This window comes from Sphingobium sp. EM0848, from assembly GCF_013375555.1.
Classification (GTDB): Bacteria; Pseudomonadota; Alphaproteobacteria; order Sphingomonadales; family Sphingomonadaceae; genus Sphingobium.
On sequence record NZ_JABXWB010000005.1, the window covers coordinates 906,886 to 921,379 of the forward strand.

General features: G+C 60.9%; 13 protein-coding genes. 7 read left to right on the plus strand and 6 right to left on the minus strand.

What is annotated here, in order from left to right; translation table 11 throughout:
* Nucleotides 1-41 precede the first annotated feature (41 nt).
* Entirely contained in the window at nucleotides 42-1,316 is a 1,275-nt protein-coding gene (locus tag HUK73_RS22275) for an MFS transporter (RefSeq protein WP_176593991.1), read from the minus strand.
* 330 nt (nucleotides 1,317-1,646) lie between these two features.
* On the opposite strand from HUK73_RS22275, the gene HUK73_RS22280 reads away from it, so the two are divergent.
* From HUK73_RS22280 to HUK73_RS22300, 5 genes are read left to right on the plus strand one after another with little or no spacing between them, the layout of a single operon-like run.
* Nucleotides 1,647-3,248: a carboxyl transferase domain-containing protein gene (locus HUK73_RS22280; protein WP_176593992.1), complete on the plus strand. Its 1,602-nt coding sequence runs from the start codon at nucleotides 1,647-1,649 to the stop codon at nucleotides 3,246-3,248.
* A 4-nt stretch (nucleotides 3,249-3,252) separates the two neighbouring features.
* Complete coding sequence (locus HUK73_RS22285) at nucleotides 3,253-5,097, plus strand: acetyl/propionyl/methylcrotonyl-CoA carboxylase subunit alpha (protein WP_176593993.1); 1,845 nt, start codon at nucleotides 3,253-3,255, stop codon at nucleotides 5,095-5,097.
* Between the two features lies 1 nt (nucleotide 5,098).
* Nucleotides 5,099-5,548: a MaoC family dehydratase gene (locus HUK73_RS22290; RefSeq protein ID WP_176593994.1), complete on the plus strand. Its 450-nt coding sequence runs from the start codon at nucleotides 5,099-5,101 to the stop codon at nucleotides 5,546-5,548.
* Complete coding sequence (locus tag HUK73_RS22295; protein WP_176594773.1) at nucleotides 5,545-6,375, plus strand: CoA ester lyase; 831 nt, start codon at nucleotides 5,545-5,547, stop codon at nucleotides 6,373-6,375. The genes HUK73_RS22290 and HUK73_RS22295 overlap by 4 nt, the downstream gene beginning before the upstream one ends.
* A gap of 36 nt (nucleotides 6,376-6,411) precedes the next feature.
* Nucleotides 6,412-7,371 (plus strand): SDR family NAD(P)-dependent oxidoreductase, encoded by a 960-nt coding sequence (locus HUK73_RS22300; RefSeq protein ID WP_176593995.1) that lies wholly within the window; start codon nucleotides 6,412-6,414, stop codon nucleotides 7,369-7,371.
* A gap of 42 nt (nucleotides 7,372-7,413) precedes the next feature.
* On the opposite strand, the gene HUK73_RS22305 is transcribed toward HUK73_RS22300, so the two are convergent.
* The 3 genes from HUK73_RS22305 to HUK73_RS22315 form a co-directional block, all read right to left on the minus strand.
* Nucleotides 7,414-8,145, minus strand: a complete 732-nt coding sequence (locus HUK73_RS22305; protein ID WP_176593996.1) for an SDR family NAD(P)-dependent oxidoreductase — start codon at nucleotides 8,143-8,145, stop codon at nucleotides 7,414-7,416.
* A 132-nt stretch (nucleotides 8,146-8,277) separates the two neighbouring features.
* Nucleotides 8,278-8,763 carry a MaoC family dehydratase gene (locus HUK73_RS22310; RefSeq protein WP_176593997.1) on the minus strand — a complete coding sequence of 162 codons (486 nt, stop codon included), beginning with the start codon at nucleotides 8,761-8,763 and terminating at the stop codon, nucleotides 8,278-8,280.
* Nucleotides 8,760-9,257, minus strand: a complete 498-nt coding sequence (locus tag HUK73_RS22315; RefSeq protein WP_176593998.1) for a MaoC family dehydratase — start codon at nucleotides 9,255-9,257, stop codon at nucleotides 8,760-8,762. The genes HUK73_RS22310 and HUK73_RS22315 overlap by 4 nt, the downstream gene beginning before the upstream one ends.
* 294 nt (nucleotides 9,258-9,551) lie before the next feature.
* Between HUK73_RS22315 and HUK73_RS22320 the strand changes: the two genes are divergently transcribed.
* Together HUK73_RS22320 and HUK73_RS22325 are read left to right on the plus strand one after the other, a co-directional pair.
* Nucleotides 9,552-10,379: an IclR family transcriptional regulator gene (locus HUK73_RS22320; protein ID WP_176593999.1), complete on the plus strand. Its 828-nt coding sequence runs from the start codon at nucleotides 9,552-9,554 to the stop codon at nucleotides 10,377-10,379.
* Between the two features lie 243 nt (nucleotides 10,380-10,622).
* Complete coding sequence (locus tag HUK73_RS22325) at nucleotides 10,623-11,798, plus strand: iron-containing alcohol dehydrogenase (RefSeq protein WP_176594000.1); 1,176 nt, start codon at nucleotides 10,623-10,625, stop codon at nucleotides 11,796-11,798.
* Between the two features lie 108 nt (nucleotides 11,799-11,906).
* On the opposite strand, the gene HUK73_RS22330 is transcribed toward HUK73_RS22325, so the two are convergent.
* Together HUK73_RS22330 and HUK73_RS22335 are read right to left on the minus strand one after the other, a co-directional pair.
* Nucleotides 11,907-13,034: an LLM class flavin-dependent oxidoreductase gene (locus HUK73_RS22330; protein WP_218036688.1), complete on the minus strand. Its 1,128-nt coding sequence runs from the start codon at nucleotides 13,032-13,034 to the stop codon at nucleotides 11,907-11,909.
* Nucleotides 13,035-13,335: 301 nt separating this feature from the next.
* Nucleotides 13,336-14,484 carry a MaoC family dehydratase N-terminal domain-containing protein gene (locus HUK73_RS22335; protein WP_176594001.1) on the minus strand — a complete coding sequence of 383 codons (1,149 nt, stop codon included), beginning with the start codon at nucleotides 14,482-14,484 and terminating at the stop codon, nucleotides 13,336-13,338.
* Between the last annotated feature and the right edge of the window lie 10 nt (nucleotides 14,485-14,494).

A 14,494-nucleotide genomic window follows, 5' to 3' on the forward strand; every position in this document is an offset into this window, starting at 1 on the left:
AAGCTCGAGCTCCATGTCGAGCTTCCCGCGAACGCGGAACATCATTCCCGCTGGGCGATGACCGACACTCTCCAATAGAAAAACGCTGTGAATATCAGCAATGTCGAGGTGAACAGGATCGCCCAGCGAATATCCAGCGCATCAGATATGGCGCCCGTCATCAACGGGATGGTGCTGTTGCCCAGAAGGTTCGTGACAAATCGGGATGCCGCAAGGGAGATGCCGCGTTCCCGTGCCGGACTCAGCGCGATGATGATCGCATAGCCCGGTGGAACGAACATCCCGCCCATCACCGCAATCAGGCATAGCCCGATCAGCGAAACGCCCAGTGAATGACCCGACGTCATGACCATTCCCGCAATGACGGCGACGATTGATGCGAGGATCGGGATCAAGGCGAGCCTTTTCACCTGGCCCTTCGCAAAGCGATCGGCAATCGGTCCGACAGCCGTGGCGCCGATCACCATACCCAGGCCATATCCCATGCCCGTCCAGAACGCTCCTTCGCTGACGGGTTTGTCATAGACGCGGACCAGGAAAGACGTCGTCCAGATCGTGATGGAAAATATGACGCCGTTGGCAATGGTCGCTCCGGCCATGGTGTAGACTATGGCCTTGTTGCCGATGATCGACTTGAACGTCGCCTTGAACCCGGCATTGTCCGGCGCGGCGGAGGGGGTGTCGAAGCGTCCGCGTCGCGGCTCCTTCGTCGTGAACAGCAGGAGTGCCGCAAGCGCCACGCCCGGACCGCCGGAGACAAGGAAGACCGTGCGCCAGCCATAGTGCGCCAATAGCCAAGCGCCAGCGACGAAGATCAGGATCGCCCCGGCTGCTGCTCCGGCAATATAGATGCCGATGGCGGTGCTCCGTCTATCAGGCGGAAATGTGTCGGCCATGAGTGACATGGCTGCTGGCCCCTGGGTAGCTTCCGCCGTCCCGACACCCATGCGCGCGATCGCAAGAAGCGTGAAATTGGCGGCGATCGAACCCGCTGCGGTCAAGCCGCTCCAGATCGTTACCGAAAAACACAACAGTGCACGGCGATTGAGGCGGTCGACAAGCCACCCCATCGGCAGGATGGCAAGCGCATAGGGGAGTGTATAGGCCACCCCGCCCAACAGGCCGATATCCTTGTCGCTGAGCGAAAATTCCTGCTTCAAAGGCTCGGCGACAACGGAGATGATCGCCTTGTCGGCCGCGCCCATGGCGTTGATCAGCACCAGCACGGCCAGCACATACCATCGGTAAAGGCTGCCGTCTTCGGGATCGATGGCCTTCGCCTGATAAGTCGAAGGCCGGTAGTGCTTTGTCATCATCCTCTCCACGGCATATTGGAACCGGCTTTTCGCCTGTGAACAAGCGAGCACCAAGCCACCGTTCGAGTCTGGTGATACCTGCGGAAAGTGAGAGGTGCGCAAGGTCGGACAGAGTTGCGAAAATGGCGATGTCGACGGTTGTCGGGACCTGGCGCGGTTATCATCGGGTAATCCATCCGGGATCGCCTGCAAATCCCGTCTTTCCACAGGCCGGCCGCCGTCCAGAATATCCGCCGAAAGTGAACGGAAGAATATGCCAATGAAGTCGAACAGTGATTTCGATCCGACCAAATGCGATCCCCCGTTCCGCAGTTCGGCCGGAGCGGCCGGATGACGGCGCCCGTTCTTTCCTCCAGCCTCAATCCGGACGATCCGCTGGTTCAGCAGCGAGCGACCCATAACAGGGCATTGGCTCAGCAATTGCGTGCCCAAGTTGCGAAAGCAGCCCTTGGCGGGGATGAGCGCAGCCGCGACCGTCATGTCTCGCGGGGCAAGCTGTTGCCGCGCGACCGCGTGGAGCAGCTGCTTGACCCCGGCTCGCCATTGCTCGAAATCGGACAGCTTGCCGCGAACGGCCTCTATGGGGATGAAGTGCCCGGCGCGGGTATTATCGCCGGCATCGGGCGCGTGTCCGGGCGACAGTGCATGATCTTTGCCAATGATGCGACGGTAAAGGGCGGCACCTATTACCCGTTGACGGTGAAGAAGCATTTGCGCGCGCAGGAGATCGCGGCCGAAAATGGCCTTCCCTGCATCTATCTGGTGGATTCGGGCGGCGCGAATTTGCCCAATCAGGCGGAGGTATTTCCGGACCGCGACCATTTTGGCCGGTTTTTCTTCAATCAGGCGAGCATGTCCGCGCGCGGCATTCCGCAGATCGCCTGCGTGATGGGCAGTTGTACGGCCGGCGGCGCCTATGTCCCCGCCATGTCGGACGAGACGGTGATCGTCAGGGAACAGGGTACGATCTTCCTTGCCGGCCCTCCGCTGGTGCAGGCTGCCACGGGCGAGATCATCTCTGCGGAGGAACTGGGCGGTGGCGAAATGCACAGCCGCACGTCCGGCGTGACCGATCATCTTGCCGATAATGATGAACATGCGCTGTCAATCGTGCGGGATATCGTTTCGCATCTGGGTCCTGCAGGCGATGCCGGCATTCAACGGCGCGAGGCGCGCCCGCCGAAATTCGATCCGGAAGACCTTTATGCGATCGTCCCCGAAGATGTCCGCGCGTCCTATGATGTGCATGAGGTGATTGCCCGGATTGTCGACGGGTCGGAATTTCATGAGTTCAAAGCCCTGTATGGCAACACGCTGGTTTGTGGCTTTGCCCATATTTGCGGGATGCCGGTAGCGATCCTTGCCAATAATGGCGTGCTGTTCAGCCAGAGTGCCCAGAAGGGCGCGCATTTCATCGAACTGGCCTGTCAGCGCCGTATTCCGCTGCTGTTCCTCCAGAATATTTCCGGCTTCATGGTGGGCGGTAAATATGAGGCGGAAGGCATCGCCAAACATGGCGCGAAGCTGGTAACCGCCGTCGCTACTGCAACCGTGCCCAAGATCACGGTGCTGATCGGCGGCAGTTTCGGTGCGGGCAATTATGGGATGTGCGGTCGCGCCTATCAGCCCCGCTTCCTGTTCACCTGGCCCAACAGCCGCATTTCCGTGATGGGGGGCGAACAGGCGGCGAGCGTGCTCGCCACGGTCCACCGGGACGGCGCGAAATGGACGCCGGAGGAGGCCGAAGCTTTCAAGGCGCCGATCCGGCAGAAATATGAGGATGAAGGCAATCCCTATTACGCCACCGCTCGGCTGTGGGACGATGGCGTGATTGATCCCGTGCAGACCCGCGACGTGCTGGGGCTGGCGCTGGAAGCCTGCCTCGAAACGCCCATCCCCGAACGCCCGGCGTTCGGCGTGTTCAGGATGTAGTGCCGTGATCCGTTCCGTTCTTATCGCAAATCGCGGCGAAATCGCCTGCCGCATTATCCGCACCGCAAGGCGGCTGGGTATCCGCACCGTGGCGGTCTATTCCGATGCGGACGCCCGCGCGCTGCATGTCCGTTCGGCGGATGAGGCAGTCCATATCGGCCCGTCGCCCGCGCGCGAATCCTATCTGATGGGGGAGAAGATCCTCGCTGCGGCCAGGGCGACCGGGGCGGAGGCAATCCATCCTGGCTATGGTTTCCTCTCGGAAAATGCGGAATTCGCGCAGAGCGTGCTGGATACCGGACTCGTCTGGGTCGGGCCGAAGCCCGACAGCATCACCGCCATGGGCCTCAAGGATGCCGCCAAGAAGCTGATGCAGCAGGCAGGGGTGCCGACCACGCCCGGCTATCTGGGCGAAAATCAGGACCCTGCTTTCCTGGCCGGCGAAGCGGAGAAGATCGGCTATCCCGTACTGATCAAGGCGGTCGCAGGCGGCGGCGGCAAGGGCATGCGGCTGGTCGAAAGTCCGGAAGATTTCACCGATGCGCTTGCATCCTGCCAGCGCGAGGCGGCGGCATCGTTCGGCAATCCCCATGTGTTGATCGAGAAATATATTTTGTCGCCCCGGCACATTGAGGTGCAGGTCTTCGGTGACGGTCATGGCAATGTCGTCCACCTGTTCGAGCGCGACTGCTCGCTCCAGCGGCGGCATCAGAAGGTGATCGAGGAAGCGCCCGCGCCGGGCATGGATGCCGCTACGCGTGCGGCGGTCTGTGCCGCCGCCGTGCGTGCGGCCAAGGCGGTGGATTATGAAGGCGCAGGCACGATCGAATTCATAGCCGACGGTTCTGAAGGGCTTCGTGCAGACCGCATCTGGTTCATGGAAATGAATACGCGCTTGCAGGTCGAGCATCCCGTGACCGAGGAAATCACCGGGCAGGATCTGGTCGAATGGCAGTTGCGCGTGGCGAGCGGCGAACCGCTGCCAAGGCGACAGGAGGAACTGGCCATCAGCGGTTGGGCCATGGAGGCGCGGCTTTATGCCGAAGACCCCGCTAAGGGGTTCCTGCCTTCTATCGGCCGGATTCAGATGCTGCGCTTCGGTTCGGCCCGTGGCGGACGGATCGATACCGGCATTTACGAGGACGCGGAGGTTTCGCCCTTCTACGATCCGATGATCGCCAAGGTGATCGCGCATGGATCGACGCGGGAACAGGCGATCGAGCGGCTGGGCGAGATGCTGGAGGACACGGCGGTTTGGCCCGTCAAGACCAATGCGGCCTTTCTTGTGAAGGCGCTGGCCCACCCGCAATTCGCAGCGGGCACGGTCGATACCGGCCTGATCGGTCGCGATGGCGAGGCGCTGGCCCAGCCGCCCGTCCCTTCGGATGCGATGCTGGCGAAGGCGGCGATGCAATTGGTGCCGAAGAGCCGTGTGCCGGGTTTCCGCCTCAATGCCGAACCGCACGGCCGCGCCCGCTTCCTGCTTGACGGCGAGACGGTGGAAATCCCGCTCAACGGTCATGGCGTGGAACGTCCACGCGAGTCCGTCCTGGCCACGGAAAAAGGGCAGGTCTGGTTGCTCGAACCGTGGCGCAAGCAGGGGGTGCACGGCGCGGCGGCGGGTGACGGGGCGATCCTTGCGCCGATGCCGGGCAGGGTGATCTCGGTGGCGGTGTCCGAGGGCCAACAGGTTGCCAAGGGGCAAAAGTTGCTGACTCTGGAAGCGATGAAGATGGAACACACGCTGACCGCACCGTTCGACGGCGTGGTGGCCGAGCTGAAGACCAGTGCAGGCTCTCAGGTGCAGGTCGAAGCGCTGTTGGCAAGGATCGAGGAGAGGGACGTCTGATATGGCTGGACGCTGTTTTGAGGAATGGCAGGTGGGTATCCGGATCGAGCATGAGATCCGCCGCACCGTGACGGAAACTGACAATCTGCTGTTCAGCACGATGACGCACAATCCGCAGCCGTTGCATATCGACGCCGAGGCGGCGAAGGCGAGCGAGTTCGGGCAGATTCTTGTCAACGGCACCTTCACCTTCGCGCTGATGATCGGCCTTTCGGTGGGGGAAACGACGCTGGGCACGCTGGTTGCCAATCTGGGTTATGACCAATTGGTGATGCCCAAGCCCGTCTTTATCGGCGACACGATGCGCGCGACGAGCGAGGTGGTCGATCTGAAGGAATCCAGATCCCGTCCCAATGCCGGGATTGTCACCTTCCGCCATGAACTGCTCAATCAGCGTGACGAACTGGTCTGCCGATGCGTGCGGACAGCTCTGGTGAAGAGGGCGGCCTGATGCTTCGTTCCCTGCTTTTCGTGCCGGGCGACCGGCCTGAACGCTTTGCCAAGGCGGCGGCGACCGGGGCTGACGCCATCATTCTCGATCTGGAAGATTCCGTTGCGCCCGTTGCGAAGGATAGCGCCCGCGCGGCGGTTGCCGACTATCTCGCGGGGCCGCGTCATGACCGCTGCTTCGTGCGGCTCAACCCGTTGGACAGTGGGATGACCGAAGACGATCTGGCGGTCGTCCTGCCCGGCCGACCTGATGCGATCGTCTTGCCCAAGGCGGAGGGAGCCGCCAGCATCCTCCGCTTGCTGGACATGATGGGAGAGGGGCGGGTGCCGGTGCTTCCCATCGCGACCGAAACGCCGACCGCCATTTTTCAACTCGGCACCTATGCGCAGTGCCGCGATGCGCTGGTGGGCCTGACCTGGGGCGCGGAAGATCTACCCGCCGCCATCGGCGCCAGTTCCTCGCGGGAGGACGGGGGGCGCTACACGCCCCCCTATGAACTGGCGCGCAGCCTCGTGCTGTTTGGTGCGCACCATGCCGATGTCCCAGCGATCGAGACGGTCTATCCCGATTTCCGGGATGAAGCGGGTCTGGCCGCCTATATGGCGCGCGGGCGACGCGATGGTTTCACCGGTATGATGGCGATCCATCCGGCGCAGGTCGCCGCGATCAATGCGGCATTCTCGCCCAGCCATGAAGAGATTGCCCATGCGCGTGCGGTCGTAGCCGCATTCGAGGCCAATCCGGGTGCGGGCGTGCTGCAGCTGGACGGAAAGATGATCGACGCGCCGCACCTGAAATTGGCGCACCGGCTGCTGTCGCGGATCTGACGGCACGGCTCCTCCCCAGGCAGGACAAGGCAGCCTATGGCCGCAAGCGACGCGAATCAGTTAGGGCCCGACTCAACGGCCGACGAGGTGCTGGAGGGTCTGGATTTGCGCGGGAAGCGCATATTGGTGACTGGCGCATCGGCCGGTCTGGGTCTGGAAACCGCGCGTGTACTGGCCGCGCATGGCGCCTGGATCGTCGGCGCGGTCCGGAACCCCGACAAGGCCTCCATGATGGCGAAAACTGTGCGGGCCGGGGCTGCTGACAGCGGCGGGATGGCGGTCGTGCCGCTTGACCTCGCTTCGCTTTCCAGCGTGCGTCGCTGCGCCGACAGCCTGCTTGCTGCCGGTGCGCCTTTCGACGTCATCATCGCCAATGCCGGGATCGCGGCCTGTCCGTTCGGGAAAACCGAGGACGGCTTTGAGATGCAATTCGGGACCAATCATCTGGGGCATTTCGTTTTGGTGAACCGGATTGCCTCGCTCCTGAAGCCGGGGTCACGCTTGGTCAATCTGAGTTCAGCGAGCCATCGCCATGCAGACGTCAATCTTGACGATCCGAATTTCGAGCGCGCAGCCTATACGGAGTTTGGCAGCTATGGCCGCTCGAAAACGGCCAACATTCTCTTCGCCGTCGCATTCGATGCGCGCCACAGGCACCGGGGCGTCCGCGCAACCGCAGTCCATCCGGGGCGGATCAGGACCGGCTTTTCCAAGAATATGACCGCCGAGGTTGCGAGCAGGCTGATCGCCTCGGTGGATGGCAGCCAATCCTATCAGTGGAAATCCGTCCCTCAAGGAGCAGCGACGACGGTCTGGAGTGCGATCGTCGCGTCAGCGGAAGCTGTGGGCGGGCAATATTGCGAGGACTGTCGCGTCGCTGAAATCGTCCGCGATGATCCCACCATTCGTTCGGGCGTCCGCGCCTATGCCCTCGATCCGCAAAGAGCCGAGGCGCTTTGGGCCAAGAGCGAAGAAATGGTCGGTGAGCGTTTTTGAAGGCCGGGGCGCAGCGATCCGGACCCGGCCTCCCGATCTTCGTTAGAGCAGGACGCCGCCGTCCACGACGATTTCCGATCCGACCAGATAGCTGGCCGCATCGGAGGCCAGAAACAGGAATGCCTGGGCGACTTCCTCGGGCTCTCCAAGGCGGGCGAGGGGAATCATCGGCTCATATTTCGCTATGGTTTCCGGCGTATTGGTGGCGGCATGCATGGGTGTTTTGGCCATGCCGGGGATCACGCTGTTGACCCGGATGCCTGCACGGGCCAATTCCGCCGCCGCACATCCACTAAGCCCCCGCAGCGCCCATTTGCTCGTCGAATAGGCCAGCGCGCCGGGCTGAATGCGAACGCCGTTGCCGGAACCAAGGTTGATGACCGCGCCCTTGCCGGACGCTTTCAGCGCGGCGAATGCCGCTTTCATGCCCAGCATCGGGCCAAGCGTATTGATGCGGAAGCTGCGCTCCATCTCCGCGACACTCGTTTCCATCAAGGGCTTCACATCGCGAATGGCGGCACTGTTGACCAATATGTCAAGGCGCCCGAATTGCGACAGCGCCTTGCTGACGACCTCTTCCCAGCCCGCTTCGTCCGTCACGTCATGTCTGCAAAATATGGCGGAATCGCCCAGTTCGGCCGCGATCGACGTGCCATCCTGAATGTCGGTCATCACGACCCTTGCGCCTTCAGCGACGAAAAGCCGGGCGCCCGCTTCGCCCAGACCGCTGGCAGCGCCGGTGATGATGGCCACTTTTCCTTCAAGGCGTTTCATTCAACTCTCCTAGTCGCATAGGAAGGGGCAATGCCCGATCTGCCCTGTCCGGCGGGCGGGCTGCCGCGTCAACCATATGGGGAGGGAACCTATCGGCTCTGATACTGAAAGCCCCCTCTCGCAAATGCTGGGTCATTTATCGGCCCAATGGCTGCGCCGCTTGATCAGCGCCCGGCGATCGACCTGGGCGATGACCTCGTCGCGCTGGTTCACTCCGTAATGGCGGAACTCAACGATCCCCGCATCCTCGCGATCGCTGTCTTCTCTGCTCAGGACTTCGGAATAGGCATAAAGCGTGTCGCCGTGGAACACCGGGCCGGACAGCTTGATATTGTTCAGGGACAATTCCGCCAGCGCGTTCTCGATACAGTCCTGCGACGCAAGCCCAAGGACAAGTGAGAAGTTCACGCCGCCATAGCACAGGATTTTGCCATAAGCGGTCGATTCCATGACATGTTCGTTGAAATGGCCTTCCGCCGTATTCAGCACCAGATTGGTCGTCATGACGTTTTCGAGCGGCGTGACGGTCTTGCCTCGGGCATGGCGCATCACGGCGCCAATCTCGAAATCCTCGAAATAATTATAATTGCCGGTGAGTTGCGAGAGCCGGGCCTTCATGCACCTTCTCCTGGATTGCGAAGGAACGAGAGGTTGGAACGACGGAAACTGATGATGCGTTCTCCATCACTGTCGAACCCTTCGGTCCGCCACGTTACGATGCCGTTCCGGGGGTTGCTTGAGGACAGGCGTTTTTCCAAAGTCTCCGTCTGGGCGACGACGGTCGTGCCCGGATAGATCGGGTGATCGTAGACCAGATCATAGACGCCCAGAAACGGCCCACCGCCTTCGCTGCAATCTTCGACCGACATGCCCAGCACGACGTTGAACAGGAATTGGGGATTGACGACGATGTCGGGATGGCCGTGGGCCTTGGCATAGTCCCGGTTGAAATAGAGGGGATTGTAGCACAGATAGAGGAGGGAGAAGTTGACGGTATCGCTCTCCGTGATCGTGCGGCCCCAATGATGCACGAACCGCTGGCCAACTTCAAAATCCTCATAGGATCGGCCTTTCCGCATCAGCTTGGCCCGTTGTCTGAAATCATCTGGCATATTCAGTCCCTAAATCATGCATGCGAACGGATATTATAGGCGCTCTTTCCCCTGCATGCCGCGCCTTCGATCGCGCCAGACGGGGCGGTATTCCAAGGCGACGCGTGCGACCTGTCCTGTCGAAATGCGCGCGGTCATGCATCACATCGCTCGAGCATCCCTGATAGGTCAAGAAAAAATGGATTTACCTATTCATAATGCGGATGGCGCTTGCGATGATGTCGCTATTCTGTTGCGAAACGGACGTTCGGCAGTTAGGCTGAAACGCCCGGGCGGCAAGGAAACCAGGAGGATATGGTGGAAGACCAGGAAGGCGATTCGCCGATCAAGTCGGTCAGAAAGGCGATCGAAGTTCTGGAAGCCGTGGCAAATGCCCGCAGGCCGTTGAGGATCGGAGAGATCTCGGCGAAGCTGGGCATGTCCCAGAGTGCGGTGTCGCGCATCGTCGCGACGCTGTCGAAGGCGGAAATGATCTATCAGGATGACGAGTCCGGGCGCTGCTATCCCGGCCTGGGGCTCGCGGTCCTGGGGGCCTGCGCCTTGGGTCGCCGCAATCTGGATCGAATTGCCGGTCCGATCATGGATGAAATCGCCGCCCGGACCGGATTTTATGTGGGACTGGGCCGCCTGAGCAAGGGCAAGGTCGTGGTCATGCGGTCGCTGCCTACGCCCATGATGCAGCGCGATGTCGCGTTGACAGTGGTGGCTCCCATCCATGCCTGCGCGCCGGGCAAGATACTGGCCAGTGGCATGACGGATTCGGCCGTCGCCACTCTGCTTGTGACCTATGGCATGGACCCGATAACCACAAAAACGATTACGGAGCCTCAACTGTTTCTCGAAGTCGTTGAAGCTGTCCGCCAGAATGGCTTTGCCCTTGATGAGGAAGAAGGCGGGCACAATTATATGCATGTCGCCGTTCCGATCATGGATCATAATGGCGATATCGTGGCATCGCTGTCAGCGGGGGGTGTGCTCGCGCAGGTGGTCGAAGGGGATTTGGCGGGTTTGCTTCAGGCCTTGAACCATGGTGCGCTGCGCATCTCGCGTGAGCTGGACTATCCAGGTGAGCTCCCCATCAATGTCGAAGCGTTGCGCAAGGAAGTTGTAAAGGCAGGTTAGTCTGCACCAGGCAGATCGACTCTGCTTATGGGTGAATTTTCAGCGGCAATGTTGAAGTCGTTGGAAAATTCTTCGTGATCTGGATAAAAATTGCTTTTTGATGTGCTCGACTTAAACCGGCATACTACATTTTGATCGATTGACGATCTTCAGTGGCAACCATCGTTCGGGCTTTTTCGAGGCATCGTCCCGACGAGGGCGGTTCGCGACATGCTGTCGCATCCCAGGAGAAGGAAAAATAACTTGGCACAATTGCGCGAAATCGGTTGGTCGGCAGCGCCGCCGCAGCAGAGCGTTGCCTTTGGCATCCCGATGGCCGAGGCGTTGGCCGAAGCCGTTCGCCGCCTGTCCATGGACCGTGTGGTGGTGGTCACGGCCAACAGCCTCGCCCGCCCGGGAGGGCTGGCGGAGAAGGTTGCCGCAGCGCTCGGACCCAAATTCCATTCCATGGTTTCGGGCATCCGTCCCCATTCGCCGCGTGCGGAAGTTATTCGGGTGGCCGAGGCGCTGAAGGGCGCCGGCGGCGTCGTGACGATCGGTGGAGGGTCGGTTTGCGACACGGTCAAGGCTGCGCGCCTGTGCGTGGCAAACGCCATTGAGGAGGCGGACGACATCGACCGGCTGCGTCCCTATAACCGCGTCGATGATGGCAGTTATGGACCGGTGAAGTCGCCAACCTTGCCCTTCGTCGCGATCGCGACTGCGCTGTCGGCCAGCGAGTTCACATCGGGGGCGGGGATCACTGATGAACGCGGCCCGGTCAAGCGAGTCTATGTCTATCCGCAGCTTGGACCGGACATCGTCATTCTCGATCCGGAAATGACGGTCCAGACACCGCCCAGTCTTTGGTTCTCCACCGGGATGCGGGCTGTCGACCATGCGGTCGAGACCTGGTGCTCGATCAATCCCAATCCGCTGTCGGATGCCTATTCGCTTCGCGCCGCGCAACTGCTGATCGTGTCGCTCAAGCAGGTGTTCGATGATCCGAACGACATGAATGCGCGGCTGGACTGCATGAAGGGATCGTGGCTTTCGATCCTTGGGCCGGCGTCGGGCGGTGTCAAGGCGGGGGCCAGTCACGGCATCGGTCATGCCCTGGGCGGCACTGCGGGGATGTCGCATGGGGATACGTCCTGTGTGATGCTCCCCCATGTACTGCGCTTCAATGAGGAGGTAAATGGCGCGAGGCAAGCGGTGATCGCTGCCATGATCGGTGAGCCTTCCAGAAGGCTGGGCGACATAGTGGGTGATCTTGTCGCCCATCTTGGCCTGCCGGGTCGCCTGCGCGATGCCGACATATCGCGGGACGTGCTGCCGGCTGTCGCTGATGCGGCAATCCATGATTCCTATGTCGCGGCCAACCCACGTTCGATCTCGTCCGTGTCGGAAGTCAGGAGGATCCTGGAGGATGCATGGTGATCTAAGGAGCTGAAGAGATGCGCGCGTCGATGACATCATTGGCGCGCAGCAAATAGCGGCCGATCTTACGATATAAGATCGGCCGCTCTTGTTAATGGTTGGAATGTTTTAGCGATGCTCTGTGGGCGGGACAAAAGGAGCGCGCATCCCAGCGGTTTCGAGCAGAGGGATCACTTCCTCGATGAAGCGCGTCAAGCCATCTTCGAAATCGAACCATGAGAACAGCACGCCGTCAATTCCGCGCTCGCTCAGTTCGATCAGGCTGTCGGCAATATCCTGCGCTGTTCCAACGACCGGAGGCCCGCCGCAGCTCACATCAACCCTATTGAACTTGGCATTTCCGCCCTTGATGTCGCGGGATTCAGCATTGATCCCCTTGAGCCAGGCGTCGACGCTCTCGACATCTTCATGTTCGTTTGCAAAATAGTTCAGGAACTTTTCCGCTTCATCCCGGGTCGAGCGCTGCACAATGGGAATCTGGGTCCAAACAGCGAGATCCCGACCGAACTCCTCGCGCGCAAGTGTCTTGTAGCTTGCGATCGTATCCTTATCGAGACCGGCGTAGACGAAGGCTGCGTCGGCATATTCGGCCGCGAAACGCTGGCCCCGCGCCGATACGGCGGCGTTCAGGATCGGCGGACCGCCATTTTGCACGGGTTGGGGACGCGAAATCGCCCCCTTCAACTTTAGGAAATCGCCCTGGAAGTCGATTTCGTCATGTTCGGTCCACAACCTTTTTACGACGGTCAGCCATTCCTCAAGATATTCGTAACGCCGGTCATGCTCGTCCAGGTTGAAGCCGAACATCTCGAACTCCGACCGGTTCCAGCCCCCCACCACATTGAGGCCAAAGCGCCCGCCGGAAATATGATCGATCGTAGCGCCCTGTTTTGCGACCAGAAGCGGATGAACCATCGGGGCATGGGAGGTTGAAAACAGTGTGCTGTAGTTCGTCGCCATCGCCAGCGCGGCACCCCAGGCGAATGGATCGAGCACGACATGGCCGCGATGATCGGGATTGCCCGCCAGCGGCCCGCGCCACCGCGCCAGTGCCAGCAGCGCTTCGAACCCAGCACCGTCAGCCATCGTGGCGGCCTTGAGCGCATTGGACCAGGACGGCTGGAAAGCCTCCGGCGCGCTTGTGTGCATCGATCCGACGGTGTTCGTGGCGAATGTCCCGATCTTCAACTTGTTCTGGTTGAAAATCGCATTTTCGCGCCGATTATTGATAGACAAGAGCCTCTCTCCATAAACAACCCAAGCTATGCATCCATGCTTGGACCTCAGACTTAAACAGGCCTCACATTGCGTCGCCGATTGACATGATAGGAGTAGTGCAACGGGGAAAAGAAGCGCCTGTCAATAATGCGGGGCATATCCCGACCTGCGTGTGTCCTGTTGCGCGCATCGCCAATGATCTCCTGCGGCGTCGCAAGTGCGATGCCCGTGTCCCGGCGGAGGAGATAGGTTTCGAGTGTCGCGCCGGTTCGGTCCGAAGGCTGCTTGGCCGGGTCTTGCAACCCGGCCATTCGCCTGCTTATCGGACGCGCGAGGGCAGTTCGGCGACCGAGGTGCCGAAGGCCGATACTTCGCCACGGTGGGTCTTCGCGTTCTGCTGGATCTCGACATATTTCTTGCCGTTGTCCTCGAACTTGCGGATCACCGAGCCGTCGATGAAGATCACATCGCCATCCGGATTGTGACGCCGGATCTGGCATTTCGACTTGTGGAGGAAGCCGTCGTCGCCGATCCAGTTGGTGGCATGATGGGTCAGCCAGCTGCAACGTTCCGGACCATAGTCATAGGCGCCCGGCGCCCCGACATCGAGCGCGAACTGTTCGTCCCAGTGGACGCGCTCGGGGCAATCGGGCACGTTGAAGCGGTTCTTGATGCCCAGGCCCGGATGCGCCTGTTGCATCTTCCACGCCATCTTGTTGGCGCGGATGTAGAGGCCGCCCCAGCCCTGCGCATAGGCGATGAAGCCGGTGACGGTCATCGGCCCCTTGATCATGGTCGGCAGGACATCGCCTTCGTTCACATCCTCCCAGTAACGTGGTGTGGCGCCCCGGACTTCCTCGGCCCCGTAATATTTGGAGAATTCCGCGAGCTGCTCTTCGGTGAAGGGTTCGACGCGACCGCGCGCCTCGGTATATTTGGTACCGCGCTCACGGGCCTCATCGCGGTCGGTGCGGAACACCCAGCTGTCAGCTTCGGAGACAAGGTCGCCATGCTGGTTGTAGAAATCGACATGGTAGATTTGCTGGAAGGAGCGGCCGGCGAACCTGGTCTGGTGTTCGATCAGATCCTTGAGATAGGCCACGGTCGAAATCGTGTCGTTGCGCAGGACGGGCTTGTGCCAGGTCCAGTCCGCACCGGCCCACATGGCATGCACGCCCGACAGGCCGCCCGAATAGCCGGAAATGATACGGCTGGTCGAGAATAGGAAGCTCGGTAGCGCGACGAGCGAACCATATTTGGTCTTTTCCGCATAAGCGGGGTCGGTCCACAACGGATTGTCGTCGCCGATGCCATGGGCGTAGTGGCGGATCGCGTCGCGCGACGCTTCATAGTTCCAGGGTTCGACCGAATTCTCGATCTTGACGCCGATGCGCTTGCGCAGGTCGGCCAGGCCGTCCTCGGTAATCTTGGGGAAGCGGGCTTCCCGGTTTTCTAAGATGGATGCCATTTTTCTCTCC

Coding starts and splice junctions, on each gene's coding strand:
- HUK73_RS22300 (WP_176593995.1), top strand. CDS start 6,412: ATGGCCGCAAGCGACGCGAATCAGTTAGGGCCCGACTCAACGGCCGAC.
- HUK73_RS22305 (WP_176593996.1), bottom strand. CDS start 8,145: ATGAAACGCCTTGAAGGAAAAGTGGCCATCATCACCGGCGCTGCCAGC.
- HUK73_RS22290 (WP_176593994.1), top strand. CDS start 5,099: ATGGCTGGACGCTGTTTTGAGGAATGGCAGGTGGGTATCCGGATCGAG.
- HUK73_RS22335 (WP_176594001.1), bottom strand. CDS start 14,484: ATGGCATCCATCTTAGAAAACCGGGAAGCCCGCTTCCCCAAGATTACC.
- HUK73_RS22280 (WP_176593992.1), top strand. CDS start 1,647: ATGACGGCGCCCGTTCTTTCCTCCAGCCTCAATCCGGACGATCCGCTG.
- HUK73_RS22310 (WP_176593997.1), bottom strand. CDS start 8,763: ATGAAGGCCCGGCTCTCGCAACTCACCGGCAATTATAATTATTTCGAG.
- HUK73_RS22320 (WP_176593999.1), top strand. CDS start 9,552: ATGGTGGAAGACCAGGAAGGCGATTCGCCGATCAAGTCGGTCAGAAAG.
- HUK73_RS22275 (WP_176593991.1), bottom strand. CDS start 1,316: ATGATGACAAAGCACTACCGGCCTTCGACTTATCAGGCGAAGGCCATC.
- HUK73_RS22315 (WP_176593998.1), bottom strand. CDS start 9,257: ATGCCAGATGATTTCAGACAACGGGCCAAGCTGATGCGGAAAGGCCGA.